This is a genomic window from Atribacterota bacterium, from assembly GCA_028717805.1.
Taxonomy (GTDB): domain Bacteria; phylum Atribacterota; class Phoenicimicrobiia; order Phoenicimicrobiales; family Stramentimicrobiaceae; genus Stramentimicrobium.
The window spans coordinates 1-21123 of the sequence record JAQUNC010000001.1 but is presented as its reverse complement, the minus strand read 5'-3'; the positions used below and the strand labels follow the sequence as shown (position 1 = coordinate 21123).

At 33.6% G+C, this 21123-nt stretch carries 20 protein-coding genes; 1 reads left to right on the top strand and 19 read right to left on the bottom strand.

Annotation, left to right across the window (positions count from 1 at the left end; all coding sequences use genetic code 11):
* Positions 1-208: 208 nt before the first annotated feature.
* From PHD84_00100 to PHD84_00010, 19 genes are all read right to left on the bottom strand, one after another.
* Positions 209-2110: a secretin N-terminal domain-containing protein gene (locus tag PHD84_00100; GenBank protein MDD5636218.1), complete on the bottom strand. Its 1902-nt coding sequence runs from the start codon at positions 2108-2110 to the stop codon at positions 209-211.
* Positions 2103-2792 carry a hypothetical protein gene (locus tag PHD84_00095; GenBank protein ID MDD5636217.1) on the bottom strand — a complete coding sequence of 230 codons (690 nt, stop codon included), beginning with the start codon at positions 2790-2792 and terminating at the stop codon, positions 2103-2105. The genes PHD84_00100 and PHD84_00095 overlap by 8 nt, the downstream gene beginning before the upstream one ends.
* Positions 2793-2795: 3 nt before the next feature.
* Positions 2796-3344, bottom strand: coding sequence for a type 4a pilus biogenesis protein PilO (gene pilO / locus PHD84_00090; GenBank protein MDD5636216.1), 549 nt, complete (start codon positions 3342-3344; stop codon positions 2796-2798).
* A gap of 12 nt (positions 3345-3356) precedes the next feature.
* On the bottom strand, positions 3357-3977 hold the full coding sequence (locus PHD84_00085) for a PilN domain-containing protein (protein MDD5636215.1): 621 nt from the start codon (positions 3975-3977) through the stop codon (positions 3357-3359).
* A 10-nt stretch (positions 3978-3987) separates the two neighbouring features.
* A complete protein-coding gene (gene pilM / locus PHD84_00080; GenBank protein ID MDD5636214.1) occupies positions 3988-5169 on the bottom strand; it encodes a type IV pilus assembly protein PilM in 1182 nt (393 codons plus the stop codon).
* 271 nt (positions 5170-5440) lie between these two features.
* A complete protein-coding gene (locus tag PHD84_00075; GenBank protein MDD5636213.1) occupies positions 5441-5716 on the bottom strand; it encodes a hypothetical protein in 276 nt (91 codons plus the stop codon).
* 43 nt (positions 5717-5759) lie between these two features.
* Complete coding sequence (locus PHD84_00070; protein MDD5636212.1) at positions 5760-7427, bottom strand: hypothetical protein; 1668 nt, start codon at positions 7425-7427, stop codon at positions 5760-5762.
* Positions 7428-7487: 60 nt separating this feature from the next.
* A complete protein-coding gene (locus PHD84_00065; GenBank protein MDD5636211.1) occupies positions 7488-8015 on the bottom strand; it encodes a prepilin-type N-terminal cleavage/methylation domain-containing protein in 528 nt (175 codons plus the stop codon).
* A gap of 14 nt (positions 8016-8029) precedes the next feature.
* Entirely contained in the window at positions 8030-10201 is a 2172-nt protein-coding gene (locus PHD84_00060) for a prepilin-type N-terminal cleavage/methylation domain-containing protein (protein ID MDD5636210.1), read from the bottom strand.
* 247 nt (positions 10202-10448) lie between these two features.
* Positions 10449-10919, bottom strand: a complete 471-nt coding sequence (locus PHD84_00055; GenBank protein MDD5636209.1) for a type II secretion system protein — start codon at positions 10917-10919, stop codon at positions 10449-10451.
* 178 nt (positions 10920-11097) lie between these two features.
* Positions 11098-11883, bottom strand: a complete 786-nt coding sequence (locus PHD84_00050) for a prepilin peptidase (GenBank protein ID MDD5636208.1) — start codon at positions 11881-11883, stop codon at positions 11098-11100.
* A gap of 387 nt (positions 11884-12270) precedes the next feature.
* Positions 12271-13359: an AbrB family transcriptional regulator gene (locus PHD84_00045; GenBank protein ID MDD5636207.1), complete on the bottom strand. Its 1089-nt coding sequence runs from the start codon at positions 13357-13359 to the stop codon at positions 12271-12273.
* A 497-nt stretch (positions 13360-13856) separates the two neighbouring features.
* Positions 13857-14165: a GNAT family N-acetyltransferase gene (locus tag PHD84_00040; GenBank protein MDD5636206.1), complete on the bottom strand. Its 309-nt coding sequence runs from the start codon at positions 14163-14165 to the stop codon at positions 13857-13859.
* A gap of 35 nt (positions 14166-14200) precedes the next feature.
* On the bottom strand, positions 14201-14512 hold the full coding sequence (locus PHD84_00035) for a hypothetical protein (protein MDD5636205.1): 312 nt from the start codon (positions 14510-14512) through the stop codon (positions 14201-14203).
* A gap of 135 nt (positions 14513-14647) precedes the next feature.
* Positions 14648-15547, bottom strand: a complete 900-nt coding sequence (locus PHD84_00030) for a PIG-L family deacetylase (GenBank protein MDD5636204.1) — start codon at positions 15545-15547, stop codon at positions 14648-14650.
* Positions 15548-15926: 379 nt separating this feature from the next.
* Positions 15927-16325: a hypothetical protein gene (locus tag PHD84_00025; GenBank protein MDD5636203.1), complete on the bottom strand. Its 399-nt coding sequence runs from the start codon at positions 16323-16325 to the stop codon at positions 15927-15929.
* Between the two features lie 823 nt (positions 16326-17148).
* Complete coding sequence (locus PHD84_00020) at positions 17149-19158, bottom strand: O-antigen ligase family protein (protein ID MDD5636202.1); 2010 nt, start codon at positions 19156-19158, stop codon at positions 17149-17151.
* A 162-nt stretch (positions 19159-19320) separates the two neighbouring features.
* On the bottom strand, positions 19321-19740 hold the full coding sequence (locus PHD84_00015; GenBank protein ID MDD5636201.1) for a type II secretion system protein: 420 nt from the start codon (positions 19738-19740) through the stop codon (positions 19321-19323).
* A gap of 380 nt (positions 19741-20120) precedes the next feature.
* A complete protein-coding gene (locus tag PHD84_00010; GenBank protein MDD5636200.1) occupies positions 20121-20555 on the bottom strand; it encodes a type II secretion system protein in 435 nt (144 codons plus the stop codon).
* Positions 20556-20744: 189 nt separating this feature from the next.
* Here PHD84_00010 and PHD84_00005 point away from each other — a divergent pair, with 189 nt between their 5' ends.
* A complete protein-coding gene (locus PHD84_00005) occupies positions 20745-20897 on the top strand; it encodes a hypothetical protein (protein MDD5636199.1) in 153 nt (50 codons plus the stop codon).
* Positions 20898-21123 lie beyond the last annotated feature (226 nt).

Genomic DNA, 21123 nt, shown 5'->3' with positions numbered 1-21123 from the left:
TTAGTTTTCAGTAAATATTTTCTTAGATATAATTGAATGAGAACGCTTCGTTACTACGCTCTTTGTTATGATATTCTGGCCGTTAATATTTAGTATTTAGTTATTGGTTTGTAATTAAAAGTAATATGTTTGTTTTTCTACTTACTAGTGTTTATCATTTACTTCTTAACTAATTACTTATTACTAATTACGCAATACTCATCACGAATTAATATTCAACTTTATGGGCAGTAATCAGGATAATAATTTCAGATCTTTTCTTGGTATGATTGGTAAATTTAAATAACTCACCAATAAGGGGTAATTTACTTAAAAATGGTATTTCAGTAATATTTTCGATGTCTTCTGAGGTAATCAATCCTCCTATCACATTAGTTACTCCTAAAGGTGAGCGTATAATTGCCTGTTCCTGCCTGGAATTAATGATGGGATATCCTTGAATTAATTCAGCTCCTAATGACTCAACTTTTATATCGCAATCCAAGGTAATTTTATCATCCATACTTAATCTGGGTGTAATGGTCATATTTAAGCCAACATCAAGGTAGCGAATCGTTTCTATACCTTCTTCAGTAATTTCACGAATCGGAATTTTCTGACCGGAAAGAATCACAGCTTTTTTACCGTCAAGAGTTAGTATTTTGGGATTTGATAAAACATTCGTTTCCCCTTTTCTTTGTAAGGCATCAAGGGTTGCTTTAATTAAACCCTGTCTTTCAAATGAACCACCTAAGGTTATTTCACCCAGTACTATCCTACCAGGAACAACCCCTTCCTCATCGGTGGCACCGGAAGACCAGGAGATTCCCAGATCCTTTTCGGCATCCAGGGTAATCTCCACAATTTTAGATTCAATCATAATCTGTGGCGCACGTTTGTCCAGTCCTTGAATCATGGTCTCAGCATTAGCAATTTCTTCCTGGTTTCCCTTAATAATAATTTCATTTTGCCGGTAATCAATTATAATTCTATTTTCATCCGGAATAACAATACCTAACATTCTCTTAATTTCATCAACTTCTTCCGAAAAAGTGGCATTATCAATCTTAAAGCTTCGGGTAATCAAGCTGGTATCCATTTCCGCAATCAGCTCTTCCGCTTTTAATACCATTTCTTCCGTTCCTTCAACAATAAGGTTATTCAACCTGGCATCCGGGGTTATCTTGATATTACTATTATCGCCAAAGTAATTATCCAGAACACTCTTGGTATTTTCTACACTGGCATTTTCCAGATGAACAATACGTGTTATCTTTTCCCGATATGTTTCAATAATATCTTCGGTACCAATAATCAGAGCATTCCCTACCTGAGCATAGCTAAGTCTCTTTAAAGTTAAAATCCAATTTAAAGCTTCTTTAAAAGAAACTTCATTTAAATTAAGGGTAATATTCCCGGTAACTGAATCGTCTGCCACAATATTAATACCACTCAACATAGATAGGGTTCGAATAGCATCAACAACCTCAGTTTCCTTTAGGTTCATAGTAATGGGAGTAGTAACCTGATCCACCAGAGAGGGGACCATAGCCGCTTCTTGTTCTTTTATTTTTTTAATCTCTTCTGCCCTAAGAGGTTCCACAGTAAATGTTTGTTTTTCAGGAGTGAGGAACTCTTTATAATCATAAACATTAATTTGCAATAACTGTTTGGTGCTATCCAGCGCCAGATCGTAATCTACCTGTTGAAATAAATCAATGACAAATCTTACTTTATCTGACTCAATCTGTCCACACCTGACCTGTTTGACAGAACCCATATTCAAGAAGAGGGTATTCTTTACCAACCCGGTAATATTATAATCAGCATTATTAATGTCAATAACAACCCGATCCGGGTCTCCTACATACATTGATTCAAATTCTTGAATTGGCTGATTAGCCTTGATAGTTACTCTGGTAAAATTGGGCATCTTCTTATACCAGATATTAGTAATGGTAATATTTACTTGAGCAAGACAAACATCAAATAAAAAGAAAAATAATAATAAAGAAATCAAAACAATGAAAACTTTCTTTCTGCTAAAATCAGCTGTGCTATTTTCCAGACAATCAATCTTAGTTCTGTTATGGTCATTATTTATATGCCTTTTTTTCATTTGTTCAATCATTACTGTCCTCCTCACCTCCCAATTTTAGTGCAATCTCATATCCATTAATTTCAATAATAACTTGGTCATCCTGTATTGATTTAACTAAATATTTATCCTGAATCAGCTCGCCTTCTTTAACTATATAGGTTTCATCCTCCATTTCAATAATAGCCAATTTGGTATCACCGGAAGAAATCAATCCGGTAAATTTAGTTCCCGGAGGCAACTCCGGTTGGACAAATCTACGAATGTCTTCTTCAGTTCTTAACTCTTTAGCCAGCCGCTCTTCCTCCTCGTCTCCTACATATACAGTACTGACTACTCTCTGAAAGGGATTACGTAATACTGGGGGTTCATATGGTTCATAGGTATAGATTTTGGTTTGATAACTTTCATGTCTCTGTCTTATTTCTTTCTCAAACGGAGTTAGCTCTTCTTCAGTTTCATTAAGAGCGGTGTTTTCAATCCTACTTTGGGGAGTTTGAGCAGTATCTCGTTGAGTAGTGGTTGTGATGTTTTCCCCGGGTGATAGTTGAGCAGTGGATGTATTGGTAGTTACCGGTAAACTTTTTTCTTTGCTAAAGGGATTTAACGACGATAAAGAAAAAGAGGTTAGTAAATCTGGTTTAAACCAAACCAATGCTGTTACCACTGCCAGAACAATTACAATAATTAGCAATACACGGTTTAACCTGCTCATTTACTATCTTCCTTTCCTTAAGACATAGGTAAAAATGCTCATATTAACATTAACATTCTCGACATCTTCACCAACAGGATTAAGCTTTAAATCTCTAACATCAACAATTCTGGGAAAATTCTCTAATCTATCTAAAAATTTAATGGTTTCAAAATAGTTAGCAGTAAAAACTATGTTGATGGGTAATTTAGCATAGATAACATTTTGTTCCTGTATTAAATTCTGTGGGGTAAAAGTGGAGAAGTCAATATTAAACTCATTCATAGTATCCTGTAAGAGAATCAGAAATTCCGGAATTTCCTTTTCTTGAGGTAGAAGCACTTCAACGAATTCTAAACGTTCAGTCAGCTCCTGGTTTTCTTTTTTCAAATCTTCCAACCGAGCGGCAATAAGCTTTCCCTCAGCAATCCTATTCTGTAATGAACTAATTTGTTGGTCTAATTGTTTTATTCTAATATTTCTTGGTTGATAGATAAAGGAATAATTTAAATAGGCAAAAATAATGAGTAAAAGAATGGAAATAATAATTTTTGCATTTCTATTTAACTTCACAATAATACTCCTCTATTTTGCTGAAACACTGCTTTCTTTGTTTAATAAACGATAATAAGGAATAAAAATTCCCGATAACTGAAAACTTACTGTATCAATATTCTTTTCCATCTCCGGAATTCTGGTAGTCTGCTTACGAATATATTGTAATTCAATGGCATCAAAACCCTGGTGATCTTTCAAACTATTCATATACTGAGCAACTAAATAATTATTAAAAGTATTGGCAACTAAATTAAAAGATTGATTAGCATTTATACTTAAGTTATTAAGCCACACCTCAGAGAAAGTTGACTCGCTAAAATCACCTAAGACTCTGGTCATGCGGGATTGATTTGTAATCAAACTTTCTATTACCGCAACTCTTTCAGCTAATTCAGCCTTATCCTTTTCCAGATTTTTTACTTCCTGAATGACCTTTTCAATGGCTTTTAACTGAGTTTCCAAATTCCTTACTTCATTCTCCCTGGTTAAAATTTCGTTCTCCAGATAGAAATATAGAAAACCTGAGGCAGCAAAGAGCAGAATTATAAAAGTTGCTATCAATATCCTGAATAAGTTAAATTTCTCTTTTTCCCGGTATTCCGATGGTAATAGGTTAATATCTCTGATGATATTTTTATTTTTTGCCATACTTTATTATTTACCTTTCTCTTTTTGCTAATCCGATAGCAGTAGCGAGGGCAGACTTATATTTATCAAGGTGATTAATATCGACTTCTTGTTCATTAACAGAAATACTTTTTAAGGGATTAGCAATCACAACAGTGATACCGAATTGTTTTTTCAGCGTTTGTCCGATGTTGAGTAACTGAGTCATGCCACCGCATAAGATAATTCTTTGATATTTCACTTTCTGATATTGGGTCTTAAAGTAATTTAATGACTTACGAATTTCATTAAAAACATCTGTAACACCGGTATGAATTAAATCAGCAATCTCTTCCTCGGCAGGCATTGATTCATCTTTTTTATCTATTTTTGTATTAATTTGTTCTTCATCCATTTGTTCTAAAATTGCATCAGTCTCTGCTTTTTCTTCTACTTTTATGTCGTTATTATCTTCGGCAATCAACGCTTCCTCCGGCAAGGAGAGACCAACATGACGTTTAAGCGCCTCTGCTTCTTGAAAGGGGAGATTGAATTTCTTCTCAATTAATCTGGTAATATCACTTCCACCTTTAAGAATAGTCCTGGTAAATTTTAATCGATCCCCTTCCAGTAAAGTAATTTCTGTGGTACTGGCTCCCATAGAGAGAATAATATCAATCATAGTTCCATCTTCTGTACTACTGGACGATGGAGTAAGGTAACTTTCAAACGCTCTTATCTGGGCATTGGCAACTATGTCTACTATTTTAGGTTGCATCTTTATATTCTTTAATACTGAAATCTGTTGTTCAACAAGGGTTTTTGGTGCAGCGACCAATAAAACCTTCATCATTTTGGTGCCTTCTTTTTCTTCTAATTCTTCTATTTTTTTTGCATCCAGCAAAGATTCCTTTAAATCATAGGGGACATATTTTGGGGCTTCCCACTGTAATCCTTCTGACAGTTCCTTTTCAGTCATCAAGGGGGTAGTAATTTCGCGGATAATAACCTTCTGACCGGTAATAGCAATAATACTACCACGATCATAGAGTCTCTTCTTATGAAGCATTTTGTTTAAAGCTTGACTAACCGCTTCAATATCTTTAATCTCTCCATGTAAAATACTATCCGGTGGAGTTAATACCATCCCAAAATTATCCAGATGATATCCACTCCCTGTCCTGCTTAATTTTACTACTTTGATAGATCTTGCACCAAAATCTATAGCAAGCATTTACTCTCTCCAGTCATTATTTACCTGCGTCTTGACTTCCATTAAGACACAAGCTTAACAATCTTCTCTTATTATATCAGTAAAAAATAATTTAAAACAACCTTTTTTATTTTAAAACAATAGACACAAAAAACAATCATAATTTTTTATATTATATTATATAAGAAACAAAATATACAAGCTATTATTTAAATTTTTTATCAAAAAGATTACTCAATCTAAAACTATTAACAATAATTAAGTCAAGAACTATAAATATTGTGATATTAGGCTAGAATATCATTATGGTATCATCCCTGAATTCCGGTTCTATTGTTCCAGTGCTTTCTTCTTCTAATACTGGTAATTCTTCTTTTTCTCTCGTTTCTTCTTCTAAGCTCTCCTCCTGTTTTCTAATTACTGACTCTTGCTCTATTTTCCGATATTCAATATTTTGCTTATTAATATGCCTAAATACTGAAAACAACAGTATAATGATAACTAATGCCATAACTAGGTAAACAATACTCTTTAATTTAAAATTATTCTTAATATTCATCTTATTCATAATAATATTATTAAACAAACAATATTGTAATTATTACAATATGTTAATCAACCACCTCTCTCCACCACATTTTTTCATACTTGCCAGTACTCGGAAAATAAGGTGGAAGATAGCCACTTGCTGGATTAGCCATTCTGGTATCATAAATATACTGCTTACTGTATCCAGTTATCTTTACTCCGGCATTATGAGTACCTACCGGACCTCTCTGCTTCTGAATTAATCCTCCCAGTAAACTTAAAGTATCTCTCATATAATTTTGCCATCCATTGTAAAAGAAGGAGGTATTTAAAGCCATAATAATTGCATCAATTTCAATATTATTCGGAGCACTGGAAGCTATTTTTACATCTTTTGCCGCTATCAATCCCAAACTATCATCTATTGCTTGAATATCATCTTCGAAAAGGTCTTTACTTTTATCGCGGTCATAATAATAAATATTATCTGAAATGGTAATAGATTGGGTGGAGACTATACTCATTTTCCCCCGATGATTCTCTCCATACAAGCTGCCAATAGCACCTTCAACAAACATCACCCCATTTGTTAAACCGATATAACTTTTATAGTCAGTTGTTCCTTCTTCAAGATATAGGGTTGTATTAGCAGGAATAACTGTACCATCAGCAGCTACTCCATTAAGTTTGCTACCAGGCGGTAAAGTAATCGGCTCCTTTACTAAAGTAATATGGGTAGTTTTAGTGGGATAAGACCCTTGTTTTATGGTAATCTTGGAATTGGGTCCTTCCGTCCCTGTTGTGTTATCTACATTCAATTCAATACTATTTACATTACCCTTAATATAAATTCCACCAGTCGTAACTTTATCGGTGCCACTTATAACAGAGGGAATTTTAACACCATCGGTTGAAGGAAAATCACCTACACTCCATGATCCTCCGGCAATTCTCTGTAAGCTATTTTCATCATCAAGGTCACTTATATTTCTGAATTGAGGTAGCTGAATCTCATCCACACCCAATTCATATCCACCCATAAATCCTTCACCGTCTGTTGGAAAATCAGAACCATCTGGTCGATAGGCACTCCCCCAGAAATCAATGGTTTCTTCAGTAGAAGTAACTTTACCCGTAAAATCAGGGATATCCACAATATGGAATTGACTATTACTATGAACTCTGCCTCCGAAGCTATCATTTCCGGTAAACCAGATAGTCTGACCAGCATAACCACCCCAACCAGGTATATCAGTATTAAAGGGAAAGGCTTCTTCATCTGAGAAATAAGCATATTGAGCAAAATTGGCAATTGTTACCAGTGTTCTAATCTTTCGCGAAACTTTACTGTCATCTTCATGGGTAATCCAACCTTCGGAATTGATTATATATCCTGCTGTTGTTTCTCCGGTTATATTAGGTTCTATTCCAACTCTATACTTCCCAGTAGCTAATTCAAAAATATGTGTTCCATCAAGATTTTCGGGCGGAAGATCCTCTGCGTTTGGTGGGAGGTCTTGGTTCTCTAACCAGTTAATTGCTCTCTCTACCCCCGCATCGGCAAGGTAAAATGCCTTGGTAGATTCTTCCTGCAAAGTTGCCAGTTTTATTTCGTTTCGGGTCATGGATAGTATAGCAATTCCAAAAGTTGTTAAAACAACCACAAATATTAAAGTAGCAACTAAAGCTAATCCCTTTTGAGAAACAAGATTTTGGTGCAGGAGCCTAAAAATATCTTTATTTTTTTTCATAATAAAGCAACCCCTTTGAAAACAGTTAATTTAATTTATAGTAATATATATTATATATATTTAGAAATTTCTAAGTGTAACCGCAGTATTGAGCGAAATATCAGCTTTCTCATCTCGATCAACATCAACTTCTAATTCAATGTTTATCCTGGAACTTTTGGCATTATCAAAATCCAAATTCAATATATTATCAATGAAAGAACTATTCCCCCCTGAAACAGTGCGATACATTGAATCATATGGGGTTCCTGACCAGGCATAGGTTACCTCATATCCATCTTCCTCATCAATTTCCGGAATTATTACGGTAATAGAATGAGAGGTCCAGGTCTTAACTTTTTTTCCATGGCGGAGTTCTCGGACCATTCTATCCATCCCCTGTCGGGCATTACGTTGTGCCTCCAGTTGCGCATTTCCGCTGATATAAGAGCGCATCCCTCCGGAAAATATAGTCACTAATCCCAGGACGACTAAAGCAAGAATGCTGACCACAACCATAAGTTCAATAAGGCTAAAACCGAAATGTGAAGTCAATGTTTTATTTAACAACTTCCCTATATTTTCTTTTTTTATCTTATTTTTTTTCATAACTACTTATCTCACTAAACAATATAATCAGGACTTAAGAATTCTAATTGATAAATATTTGTTTTGCCTGAATAGGTACCATGGAATTGAATAATAAGTGTTCTATTTTCAATTTCCCCTCTACAATCCAATTGTATGGTATAAGTCCCTACACCAAGCGTCTGGTTAATTTGAAAACTACTAATCTCATAAAATGCCGGATAAATTGGGATAGAAGGATAAGAATAGTACCAGCTTCTTTGCACCTTAACATTAGAGCTGATATCTCTTATTGTTATTGCTTGCAAACCCAAGGAAGTCCCTTCTTTCCAGGCTAAATCAATCTGCGAGATATCAATGGTTCCTCCCAAAACATCAATGTCAAAAAATATTTGTTCTCTATCTTCACTCCAGATCCAAGTCCTTCGCCAGTAATCATAAATCCATCTTCCTCCATAACGAATATTGGGATTTTCTGATTCTCTAATAGCTCTTTGAGCAACTTGAACAGTTGTAGTGCTGCCCTCCAAAATTCCTTCGCAGTTGACAGTAATATCTACATTGCCTTCAAAGGATTCATCAGCACAGATATAGGTTGTGCTAATCTGGCTATGCCCGGCTGGCAAGGTTAAAGGAGTATTATTTACCGTACCTTTATCCGGATTAAGAGAAAAAGTAAGTTCTTTATCTTCATCAAAAGAAGAAACATTCCCATGGAAATCTTTCAAGATTACGGTTAAAGTAGAGGAATCAACTCCATCATTGACAATGATATCTGGCGCTGCCACTATTTCAATGAATTGAGGTGGACCTGTGGCTACAGTAAGTGAATCCGTATCGGGAGCCAATGGTTCTGTCGAAGTGGTATCTCTTGCTTCAATAATTACATTGCCAGGAATCGTGGCAGAAGTAAAGGTAGTAGAAAGGGTACTCTCTCCATTAAAAGGTAGACTATTAGCTAACAGTGATCCGCTTTCCTCTCCAGATAATATGGATAGGGAAATTGTTCCTATAAAACCACTAACAGGAATCCCTGTTTCATTTTTAATAGTTACTGTGATGGTAGAGGAAGTAGGTCCACCTTCATATCCTGCAATAAAAATAGATTTTGGTTCAGCAGAGATATCAATCTGATAGGGTGGACCACTGGTAACATTTATGGTTACACTATCAGAATCTAATATTCCCGCTTGGTCAGTTGCTGTTACTATCGCTTCTCCTTCCTGTGCAGAGGAAGTAAACAAGGTAGTCTTTATATTCTCTTCCTCAAAGCTCAGGGTAATGGTATCGCCTACTGGCGGTTCCCCTAAATCTCCAGTGTCATTACCCGATGTAAGCGTTAATTCCACTATTCCCGTCCAGTAATCAGCCAGAACACCATCTTCATCTGTAATTTTTACCGTAAGAGTAGAGGTATCACCATTAATGATAATCGAATTAGGATCAGCAGATAAATCAATACCTACTGGTTCTCCACCAAGAATAGTAATCATATCTGAATCAGGAATTAGTTCCCCAGCATCATCTACCGCGTTAATTACTACCACCCCTGCCTCTCCACTATCATTGGCGATGAATTCTGTTGTAATATAACTTTCACCATTAAAAATAAGAAACTCATCATTCAGGTCTCCCAAAGTTTCTGGATTCATGGATAGATTAATCTGGCCTTCAAAAGCAATCGGATAGTTATCTTGATCCAAAATTGTTACTTTAATTAAGGATTGTTCGGCAACTTTTATGTCACTGGGACTAATACTAAGCAAGATAGCAGTAGGAACATCAGTATCAGGAGGGGCAAGAGCTTTGCTTTGCAATCCTTCTACAGTAACATTGGCTCGTGTTCCATTGCGCTTCTGCCATTCTACTGTAGTAGTGATTTTTTTTAGACCAGTCGATAAGCCCTTTTCTACAACATCCTTAACAACTATTTCTACATTAAAATCTTTGCCTGAAACAACAATAGGATTATCCGGGTCAGGATATGTCCCTTCAGCAAGGGATTTACCCTTTATCTCTTCCAATTTTTTCTGAGCAATATTAGTGGCAATAGTTCGTGCCCGAGCATCACTCATTCCCCAGAATCCAGCTTGGAAGGACTGGAATATACCAAAAGCAGCAGCGCCTAAAATAGCAATTGCTACCATTAGCTCAATTAATGAAAATCCCCTTTGATTTCGGAATAAAGATTTTCTAATTTCTAACAATCTAGGTCACCCCTCTTTCATCTGTAAGTGATATATATTGGCAAATTTTTTAGTTATTTGTTTTTCGTTAGTTAATAGTTAATGGATTTAATTATATAAATATATTAAATCATTTCTTCACTTTTCTTTCATAGTGGCTTATCAGCATTATTGCAAAATTGCAATCCTGCATTCATGCAACAATTCTTGTCTCTTTAAACTACATACTACATACCATATATTATATACCGGTTTTGCTGCGTAAAACCTACCAGTTTGCTGGTGGTTTGGTACTGACTCTGGTGCGTGCTGTCACCGGAGTCATAATCACATATAGAGTCCTGCCGTTTTTTGTTTTCAAGGTTACTGTACCACCCATACTTGGTGTTCCGTTATTGTAAAATCTAACCTTATAATCTGTAAAATTGGTATAATGCAAATTTATATTTTCCAGCTGCACATCCTCAACCAATTCATTCTCCCGATATACCCGGTATCTATTTAAAGATGGATAAAATTCTATTTTATAATAACTACCAGTATACATTGCTCTGGATTGGCAATCTTTCAATGTTGCGGCTAACTGATGTGCTGCCAGATTCAATTCTAAATTGTGTTTAGCTATTATTAAACCTCTAAATGATGCTGCTAAAAGTATTGAAATGATACCTACTATGATAACTAATTCGAGGAGAGTATATCCTTTGTTTCTTCTACTATTATTATAATAGTATTTCATTTACTGGTATATATTATAAAAACATCTTTTATTTTTTATTATTCCCTATTATAGCAGATTTTAGCAAAAACATATATGCCACGTTAAAATAATCTTTATTAACATTCTTCACATTTCAGATTTCAGGTAAAGAGAAAATTAGTAAGAATTAATGTAAGATTTAATTTTTACATTCTTCCTATATTATAAGATACCAGTCGATAATAGCTTGACCAAAAAGAAGGGCAATTACAGTCCCCAGAGCAATAAATGGTCCAAAAGGAAGGGAATCACTTTGATCTTTATTTCCTTTGTTTTTGATTAATATGATAATACCGACAATAGATCCCAGAAGAAAACCCAGAAAAAGAGAAAGCAGAGTTAATTGCCATCCTAAAAAGGCACCTACCATAGCAGCTAATTTAATGTCCCCTCCCCCCATTGCTTCTTTTTTGAAGAGATAGCTGCCAACCACAGCTATTAAGAGCAAGCTACCGCCTCCTGATAAAATGCCCAGCAAGGAATTAATGGGAGATAAGCTACCTGGAACAAAGCTTAATAAGAAACCGAGTGCCATAAAAGGAAGAGAGATGACATCGGGAATCATCTTTTCTTTTAAATCTATAAAGGTAATTATAATTAAAGCCGAACAAAATAACATATAAACAAAGGTTTTCAATTGCAATCCATAAGATAAGAATAAAATCAGATAAATAAAACCAGTTGAGAATTCTACCAGCGGATATTGTCCTGATATCTTTTCCTGGCAGTAGCGGCATTTACCTTTTAAGAGGAGATAACTGACCAGCGGAATATTGTCATAAAATTTGATAGGATGGTTGCATTTAGGACAATGCGAGCCAGGGAAAATGAGAGATTCTCTGCGGGGAATACGATAGATACAGACATTACTGAAGCTACCGATTACCAGACCAATTGTAACAATAATTATTCCTGTGAACAATCGAAATAGATAGTTATGCATATTGCATCCTAAATAAATAAGTATTATGTATACCGTATAGCGTATACCGTGAAATTCGCCGTTAGTTTTTATTATTTTGTTGTCGGTTTTCAGTTAAAATTTTTTCGAGCATAATGGGATGAGATTGCTTTGCTCCCTTCGGTCACTTGCCATGACATTCAAGTTTTTTACTTCAGGTTTTTTATTTTTTGTCGTAAGTTCTCCAGGAAATAATTATATGATTAGATAAATTTGCTTCGTCTCCTCATTCCTCGTAACTCGTAATAAGAAAAAAAGTAAGTTCGCTTACCTTGATAATTTTACTTTTAACAATTTGCTGATTATTAGGGTGTAAGGTTCATTTAAATACCTTTTGTTAGACTTATCTATCACTTCAGAAACAAAGTATCAGGATATAATACGTAATATCAGCGTAGGCATAATAAGTAAAATTATAACAATCCTCAAGGTCTGAGTAATACTCACCCGGACTGGATCGGCATTTATTTCTATGGCAGTTAAGGTCATCAAGGTAACCCCGCCTGCGGCAGTTGCCAGTAATGCAGTAGCTAAATCCCACTTTAATAGTCTATGAAACATAAAACCGATTAATATTCCATTTAAAACCACAAAAATTGAAAAAAATAAAACAGGAAACAATAAAGATTTTAAAGTAGATAGCATCTCTGGAACAAAAGTAGTACCAAGATATCCTCCTACAATAATCTGGGTAATCAGGATTAGCCATGGGGGAAGTTCTTTTAAAGGCATTCCGGCAATACGTAAAGCCCCAACCACAATCATAGATCCCAGCATGCCACCAACGGGAATGCCTAAATACTTGGCTGTAAATCCACCGATACTTCCTAAAAACAACACCAGTAATATTTCCCATATATATGCTCTTTCTTTTGTTGTTGCCTTAGATTGTTTTATTTTATTATTGGGATTGGGGTATTTTCCCTTATCAGTCTTTAACTGACAGTTTGTTTTACCGTTTTTATCCCAATTGTCACAATTAGAAACAATCACTGGTAAGCTTAAATTTATGGAAATTACGCGTACAAATTGTAAAAGCGTTACAATCGGAACGCTTAGACTTAAAGAAAGGGCAATTAAGCCCATCTCGAATAAACCTGCTGGTACTGAAGCATAAAGTGCTGTCCCCAGGTCTATCCCAGTCATTTTCGCCAGGAGAAAACCAACTGCCAGACTAATTAATATCATCCAGGCTGATGATATTAAACCAGGGATAAAAATAGACTTTATGACTGGAATCTGTTCTTTTTTAAATCTACACCCAATCATAACTCCTATAATTATCTGCATAAAAGTTATTAGATAAGAAGATAGCTCCACCCATTCATAGCCTTGACTGGTAATAACAGCAAGGGTAACCAGGGAGCCGGTTACAGCACCACCGGGAATATGCAAGAAACTAAAAATACGATAACCTAAATATCCTAAAACAAAGATCAAGATAAGTGATAATAACATTTACAATAAGTGTGCCTTTCAATTTATTTTTCGTAAGTATACTGTAATATGACATAATGTACACCGTTACATTAGCCTTAGTCATTATTGTTTAGCTGGCAGATTTCAGTTCTCAGTATTCAGTTAAAATCTATCAGGTTATCGGGTATAACTGAATGAGATTGATTTGCTCGCCTCGTTCACTCATAATGAAAATTTATTCCTATGCAAATCGTATTCAAATAAGGATACCGTATAATTTATACCTTAATCTCGTTATGTTGTTTAAAATTGTAGTTAGTCGCTGTTACCTGATATTTAGTTTTCGTTTTTCTGCTAGTTAATTGATTGAAATTATTATCTAATTATTTGCAATATAAATACCAATGACCAAATACAAAGATGTAATTACGAATAAAAGTAACTATCTCAATCAATTATTACCACATTATTGTCTAAAAACTTATGACTATGATCTAAAAACTTAGAAATTTATACTACGAGTATCATTACTTTATTTATAATTTTTTACCCATAATGTAATGGGGAAGTGTTTCCCCGCTTATAAATCGTAAAAAGGTATATTCCTCACTAAACAATATCTCAAAATCTAGCTTTAAAAAGAATCTCTTTGCCTTCTCGGAAAGAACTCCAAAATGAATACCTTTAACTTTCTTCTCTTTTAAAAATTGCAGAAAGTGATTAACTAATAATGAACCAATCATTTTCCCTCGATATTCAGAAGCAATATTAATATGTAAAGCTGCCGGATATTCCCGAGAAAAATCAGGAACAGTAAATTCGCCCTTGAAATAACTATACAACAAGTTCTTGATTAATCTCAAGTTATGGGAACGAAATATTAGACCATTGTGCCATATTTTTTTGTCAGAGACGGTAAAATTTTGCTTTTTATAACCTTACGCATCTTAATTACATCACAGCTACCCAGCAAATAACCTATAACCTCACCATCTTTCTCTGCGACAAAACAGGACTGCGGTTCGTTTGTTAGAAAATATGAAGTTAGCAAATCAGCAATTATTTCTTCACTTAACAGTTGATTTTTATATTCTCCAAAAATACTACTCTGAACACTGATTTTACGGATAGTTTTTTGCTCTTCCGGTCTAAAATTTCTTATCTTTATATCTATATTCCCCTGCCCTATCATCTTTATACTCTAAATTTCAGTTATATATTTCAATTAGTACAACTCATAAAACATAACAAAAAATAAATGTAATTATAATTCAAGACCTGACCCCATTAATTACATTAACATTAACTTTAACCTTTAACCATTAACTTAATTTGCGAATAGTTCATTTTCTCTGATGGAAGCCTCCAAAAGATTCTTCAATAAAGGATTTCTGATCTGACTGATATACGCTCTGAGGGCTTTTTCTTTAGTTTGTTTGGTCTCACTGGAAAGAATAAACTTTCCCCAGCCACCATCTATGGTAATAAGGTCTAATGGGGGTAATATATATAAATCTGGCCCATATCGTTTGGGATGAGGGAAATAGCTGTGATGCACTAAATACTTATAATAGAAAATCTTCTGAGTAATTTTTTCTGCTTCTTGTAATTCTTCCCAGACCTCTTCCTTTACTAACTCCTCATATTCCTCTAAATATTCCATTACCTCTACTTTTTCCTTCATTTCCTGGAGAATCTCTTCAATTATTTTACCAGCTGTGGAATGATCTCTATGAGCATCATCAGGGTGGGGATAAAAAAGGATATTTGGTTGAAACTTTTCTATCTGTTCTGCCAGTATTTCTTTAAGTTCTTGAGGATTAAGAAAAGCCAGTCTACTATCCGGATAGTTTAGATAAACCAGATTTTCTTTAGGTACACCCATCATACTGGTAGCGTTTTCAAATTCTACATAACGCAAATCCTTTAAGCTACGGCGATTACCATCAGTTATCAGCACAATATAGACCTCTGCTCCTATATTTATCGATTCAATGATATACCCACCACAGGCAATGGTTTCATCATCAGGATGAGGGGAAAAAACCAGTATAGTATCTCCTGCTTCAGGCAATTTCACCTCATTTAAAAAGTAAATGGTCATCTGGGGTAATACTGGATTGGTACGAAAATACCAGAATGCCAGTAATCCTATAATTATAATTATTGCCAGACCTGATAATTGCCATTTTCGGTTGTATCTAATCTTGTTTATCATTTCTCCCATTATTATCCTTCTGATAATTATAGAGCGGCTTGTTCTGAATATTTATTCTCTACTACAGATAGATAGTTAAAAAATATATACTATAATTATTTGTTAATTAGCAATAGTACAAGTCAAGTAATTTAAAACTTGGGAATATCATAATATATTTATGAAATATTGACAAGAGAGATTACTTTTCTAAATAGTAAAGAGGATATTTGTTACAAGTTATAAAATATGTAAGATATTGGCAGTTATCGGTGAGCGATTTTCAGTTAATATTTCCTTAGGTATAATGGGATAAGATTGCTTCGTCGCTTTGCTCCTCGCAAGGACAAATTCGTCCTGCGTTGTGGGTATTGCGTGACTAAACAGTGTAATACATTATATTATATCCTTATGGGGCTTTTTGAATTATTATGTTGAGGCGAAGTGAGGAGCCATCGCGTCCAATGCCATCCAGTCGAAAGGTATTGATGCCATCAAAGGTCACTACCACATCACCAGGCCGGTCCCAACCATTTTTAATTTGCTGCTCCAACATTATTGGATTTTGAAAATTTAAGCGCTTGATTAATTCATCAATATTGTTCCAGATGAGAACAGGATGCTTGCTGATAAGTTCAGAACGGATTTCTGCTTCTACGGACTGTACATTAGAAGTAACAATACGTTTGATATTGGCATTTAGCACATATTGATAAGCTTTAGGTGCATAGATGATTGCCAAACCTATAATCAGCACCCAGATAATTAAAGCAAGAATGGTGATTCCTTTTTGACTGTTTATTTTCATTCCTGCCACCTCTATATTGGTTAATTTATTAAATAATAGCATTTAATTGCATATCTTTTTACTTTTATTATTCCCTATTATAACAGATTTTAGCAAAATATTATTTTATATAAGATAACTTTTGATTAAGTATTTGTATTAAATAAGAAAATCCATTTTGCTTATAATAATCTTGGATTTCCGATTCTAACAATGAACCTAAAGCAACATGATAATCACTTTTCTTAAAATGATTAACAATTTTTTTATTTCCATATTCTTCTCTATTTCGGCAGGTAATTCAATTCCCTTATCTTACCAAAATTTAATATCAGAAGCATCTCTAATTTCTTTTCTATCCAATAAAGCCTGAATCTCATTTTTCATCATCTGTTCCAAGGTAAATCCTTTAACAAGCACCTGTGTATTATTATATTTGGAATATGCAATTTTATCTTCAAAATCTGAATTTTCTAGACTCTTTCTTCTTTCAATCTTTAATTTTTTGGGATTCAGAAATCTTTTTCCATATCTTTTTGTAAAGCACAGAATATTAACATTATTGTTAATATTCTACACTCTGATAGTAAAGAAAGCCAAAAATATATCTGCATCGGGTATTATAAAGATAATCACCAGTCAACAACCAAAATACAACAATCTATCAATCATATCAGTGTCGAGTATATTATAGTTTGCAAATTTAATACAGTAATTAGTAATAAGTGATTATTTTCGTTATATTAAAAGTGTTAAGTTGTCGGTTAAAATCTGCTCAGGCATTTATTCCCACCCAAAGGTAAGTTAACATAGGTAATCAAATATCTGTATCTTCATCTACCGACTATGCTGAGGCATTGGTATTTAGATAAATATTTAATAATTGCTGTTCGATATCTTTCATTATCGGGCTATCATCAGGGGCTTCCTGCAAGGCTTCCAGAAAATAATTATAAGCTTCTTCCTGTTTATCCAATCGCTGATATCCCAAACCAATATAGTATAAAAAGATATGCTTCTCTTCAAAGTCCAGTCCAAGTTGAATTGCTTTCTTCCATATCTCAATTGCTTTTTCATATTCATTCTGGTAAACATAAAGTGATGCTAAAGAATTATAGGCAAGCCAGGATTTTGGTTCTAAATAAATTGCCTTTTGAAATTCTTCCTCTGCTGCTCTAAGATTTCCTGATTTTGCATGAACTAATCCCAGATTGAAATAAATATTTTGATGATTATAAAACTTCTTTGATTCCAATAAACTCTCCATCGCTTCATTATTCATATTAGCATTATAATATAATGCTCCCATATTAAGCCACATTTGGCCATATCGAGGATTGTTTTTCAGTGATAATTTATAATATATTAATGCTTCGTCTATTTTATTATTTGCCAGTCTATTTTCAGCACAAAAAGCATATCGATGGGCTAAAAAAGGTTTTATCACCATAATATTTATAAAGTATAAAGAAGAGGATATCACAATCACTAATAGCAAAAGACTCAATAATTTTAATATTATTTGATTATTAACAGATGATTTATTAATTATCATTGTTTTAAATTGATATTTTTTTGTAAAAACAAATGCCAAAGCAAATAGAATAAAAAAAGCAGCGCCACAAGAAGGAACATGCAAGGGAAAGGTAAACATACTATGTATAAGAAAACAAATGATTCCCAAAATTAATCCTAATAAGATTATTTTATTCTTTTCTTTATTCTCAGTAATAAAAAAATGATAAGCATTTAAGAAAAAAACTATTAGGATCGATAAGAAAGATAATAATCCTAACAATCCAGTTTCACTAAACATTTGCAGGTATTCATTATGTGCTTCTGCTACTTTTTTAGCATTTTTGATATAAGATGGATTTCTTTCAATATAATCTGCCTGGTAATCTAAAAAATTATACTTAAAAGAACCAATTCCTCCCCCCAATAGGTATTTATCATTAATCATAGCTAAAGTAATTTTATAGATCATCAAACGACGATTAATGGATGGATCGTCCTTATCAAATGTAGACAGGGCTCTTTCGGTAACAGTAAGGGGACTTTTATTGAATACGTTGTCTGTTGAGTAGATAGCAGCTATTAGAATAAAAAATGAAAGCAATGTAATTAGCCATTTTTTATTATTTTTAAATAGACTAGCCATGCTATATTTATAAATGAAATAGAATCCAATGATTAAGCTTACAATAATACTGATCCATATCCCCCTACTCTGGCAAATCATCAGAGCAGTATATTGAAATAATAAAGAAATAAAATAGATTATTTTTATATTCCTGTTATTCTCCAATAAAAAAAATACAAAAAGAATAAAAAATATTAGGCTTATATAATTTGAAGTCCAATTCTTCTGTCCAATGGGAGAAATAATGGGTCCAAAATCATGAAGATAGGCAATGATTCCGTAATAATGGAGCATAATATACAAAGCAATAAAAGTGCTTGTTAAAAATAATAGAAGAATAAATTGATTAAATTGCTCTTCGTTATCAACAAAATTAATCATAAGAAAGAATAAAATGAAATAGTTTGCATAAATGACTACCTGCTCCAGATCAATGGGTATTTCCGTGGAGTTTATCCAATTGGAAATCAGCATAGCCAATATAAATAAAATAATGGGTAAGTATATTTTAGTAATTCTAACCGGTAAAATTTGACCAGGCTTAATTAAAGAAACCAGATAAACCGTTAACAAGACGATGGTGAAAAATTTTACCCAGAAGAATTGACTGGCTCTAAAATAAAAAACATACTTGTACACTACTGTTGGTGAAACCAAAATAAAAAGTTTTAATAAGAATAATTCAGTTTTTCTAAAATCAATATTAAGCATAATCTACAATTTATTTTTTTGAAATATATACTGCAAATCTTTTTATCTAAAATTAATAATTAATGCAAAGATAAGGTATTAATAAAAGAGAAAGACAAGTATAAAAAATGGACTCTCTTTCAAAAATAGAGTCCATTTTTCATACTTCAATAATCAAGCTAATTATCTTCTGGCAGTTAAACTAAGATCATAAACAAAATTAGCTCCATCTTCCTTATATCCATTAATAAAGTAAACACCGGATTCAGCTACATCACTACCTGTTATAGCAGTTCCAAGGCTTACTACCACATTCCCTTTTCCAGTTGCGCTATCCGCCTGTTTAGTATTAGTAAAAGGATTGAATATTCCAGACTTTGCGAATATATCAGCAACAGTTACAGTGGCTGTATCTGCTAACTCGGCTTGAATCAAGGTTTGAATGGTACCAGCATTGGCTTTTACTATAGCTTCCTTAGCTTTAGCCTGCTGTCCGGAATACAGTCTCAATCCTAACAGTGCCAGGATACCGATAATGGCCACGACGACCATCAATTCGATTAAGGTAAAACCTTTTTTGTTTTTTTGTAAGTACATGAACATTTTAAAAATTCCTCCAATTTTAAATATAGTATTTAGTCGTTAGTATTTAGTAAAAAATTTAAGTTGCATTTTAAGTTGTTAGTTGAAAAGTTTTCGGTTTTTAGCTTTCGGTTCAAGTTTAATTTAAATTTTGCATTCAGTATAATCTGTAAAGATTATTTTTTCTCGTATCAACTGTTAGCTTTTTTACAATGAATAAAGTGAAGATCATTCACTTTATATGTTTTATCTTTTGCGATGCTATCCCTTCCTTTCTTAAGAAATTTCAGTTATCTTTTACCGTATCTCTAACTATCTTAAATATTTTTCCTATCTTGTTATGTGTTAACTACTTCTTTTATAATTATTCCCTATAAAAAATATTTTAGACAGAGTTTTTATTATTTTTTTGCCTCCAGATGATTTTCAAAAACCCAGCCAGACTCCTCCGCATTGACACCATTGATATAAAATACAGCAGGATTAGAAACATCATCTACAAAGACAAAGACCCAGCCGCCATTTCCTGTTATATCAGGTTCTGTAGCACCCATTCCTGGAATATTTGTGGTCTGGGGACTGCCAGCAGGAAGATGGATACCGGATTTATTAATAATATTATCTACCATTCCCCAAACCTCCACGTTGCTTACTGTATTGTCAGCCAATTCGGATTGAATAAGTGAGTGGATCGTGGAAACATTTCCTTTTAATAAGGCGTCTTTAGATTTGTTCTGTTGACCAGCGTAGATTCTAAGCCCGATTAAGGCTAAAATTCCAATTATTGCTACCACAACCATTAATTCAATCAAGGTAAAACCTTTTTTATTTTTCATTTTGTATCTTTTTATAGGTTCCATATTTTCTCCCGTTTTCTTTTGATCTTTGAGCATAAACATAGTGATAAACAATTAGTTTAAATAAGACATCTATAAATTTAAGGGCTGATTTTTTTCTCCTATATTCTTAATTATTCCCTAATTTTTTTATGTTAGACAAAAAAAGTAGGTTTTTGTAAATAATTTTTGGTTTTTGGTGGAAAGTTTTCGGTTTTCAGTAAAACCGTTCCGGGAGTAATAGGATGGGATTGCTTCATCGCTTCGCTTCTGGCAATAACAATTTGTCATGCGTCGTGCGTATTGCGTCATTTATTTCAGTATACCAGTATACCAGCATAACGTATATCGTAAAAAAATATAAAACTAATAACTGCAAACTATCAACTATAAACTATTTTGCTCTCAATTATTCTTACATAAATGCTATATGATATGCTTGATACTGCTTAGCTTTCACCTATAGTGATAAATTATTGGGGAATTCGACTCTTTCGGTGGCGTCTTTGATAGCAAAAATACGGATATTATTATCCAAAGAATCAATAGGATAAACAAAAAAACCTGT

What these genes read in the sequence shown, in the direction of transcription:
- PHD84_00065 (MDD5636211.1), bottom strand. Translation starts at nt 8,015, where the DNA reads ATGAAAAAAAATAAGATAAAAAAAGAAAATATAGGGAAGTTGTTAAAT.
- PHD84_00020 (MDD5636202.1), bottom strand. Translation starts at nt 19,158, where the DNA reads ATGCTTAATATTGATTTTAGAAAAACTGAATTATTCTTATTAAAACTT.
- PHD84_00010 (MDD5636200.1), bottom strand. Translation starts at nt 20,555, where the DNA reads ATGAAAAATAAAAAAGGTTTTACCTTGATTGAATTAATGGTTGTGGTA.
- PHD84_00075 (MDD5636213.1), bottom strand. Translation starts at nt 5,716, where the DNA reads ATGAATAAGATGAATATTAAGAATAATTTTAAATTAAAGAGTATTGTT.
- PHD84_00055 (MDD5636209.1), bottom strand. Translation starts at nt 10,919, where the DNA reads ATGAAATACTATTATAATAATAGTAGAAGAAACAAAGGATATACTCTC.
- PHD84_00045 (MDD5636207.1), bottom strand. Translation starts at nt 13,359, where the DNA reads ATGTTATTATCACTTATCTTGATCTTTGTTTTAGGATATTTAGGTTAT.
- PHD84_00035 (MDD5636205.1), bottom strand. Translation starts at nt 14,512, where the DNA reads ATGATAGGGCAGGGGAATATAGATATAAAGATAAGAAATTTTAGACCG.
- PHD84_00085 (MDD5636215.1), bottom strand. Translation starts at nt 3,977, where the DNA reads ATGGCAAAAAATAAAAATATCATCAGAGATATTAACCTATTACCATCG.
- PHD84_00100 (MDD5636218.1), bottom strand. Translation starts at nt 2,110, where the DNA reads ATGATTGAACAAATGAAAAAAAGGCATATAAATAATGACCATAACAGA.
- PHD84_00015 (MDD5636201.1), bottom strand. Translation starts at nt 19,740, where the DNA reads ATGTTCATGTACTTACAAAAAAACAAAAAAGGTTTTACCTTAATCGAA.
- PHD84_00025 (MDD5636203.1), bottom strand. Translation starts at nt 16,325, where the DNA reads ATGAAAATAAACAGTCAAAAAGGAATCACCATTCTTGCTTTAATTATC.
- PHD84_00095 (MDD5636217.1), bottom strand. Translation starts at nt 2,792, where the DNA reads ATGAGCAGGTTAAACCGTGTATTGCTAATTATTGTAATTGTTCTGGCA.
- PHD84_00030 (MDD5636204.1), bottom strand. Translation starts at nt 15,547, where the DNA reads ATGGGAGAAATGATAAACAAGATTAGATACAACCGAAAATGGCAATTA.
- PHD84_00050 (MDD5636208.1), bottom strand. Translation starts at nt 11,883, where the DNA reads ATGCATAACTATCTATTTCGATTGTTCACAGGAATAATTATTGTTACA.
- PHD84_00070 (MDD5636212.1), bottom strand. Translation starts at nt 7,427, where the DNA reads ATGAAAAAAAATAAAGATATTTTTAGGCTCCTGCACCAAAATCTTGTT.
- pilM (MDD5636214.1), bottom strand. Translation starts at nt 5,169, where the DNA reads ATGCTTGCTATAGATTTTGGTGCAAGATCTATCAAAGTAGTAAAATTA.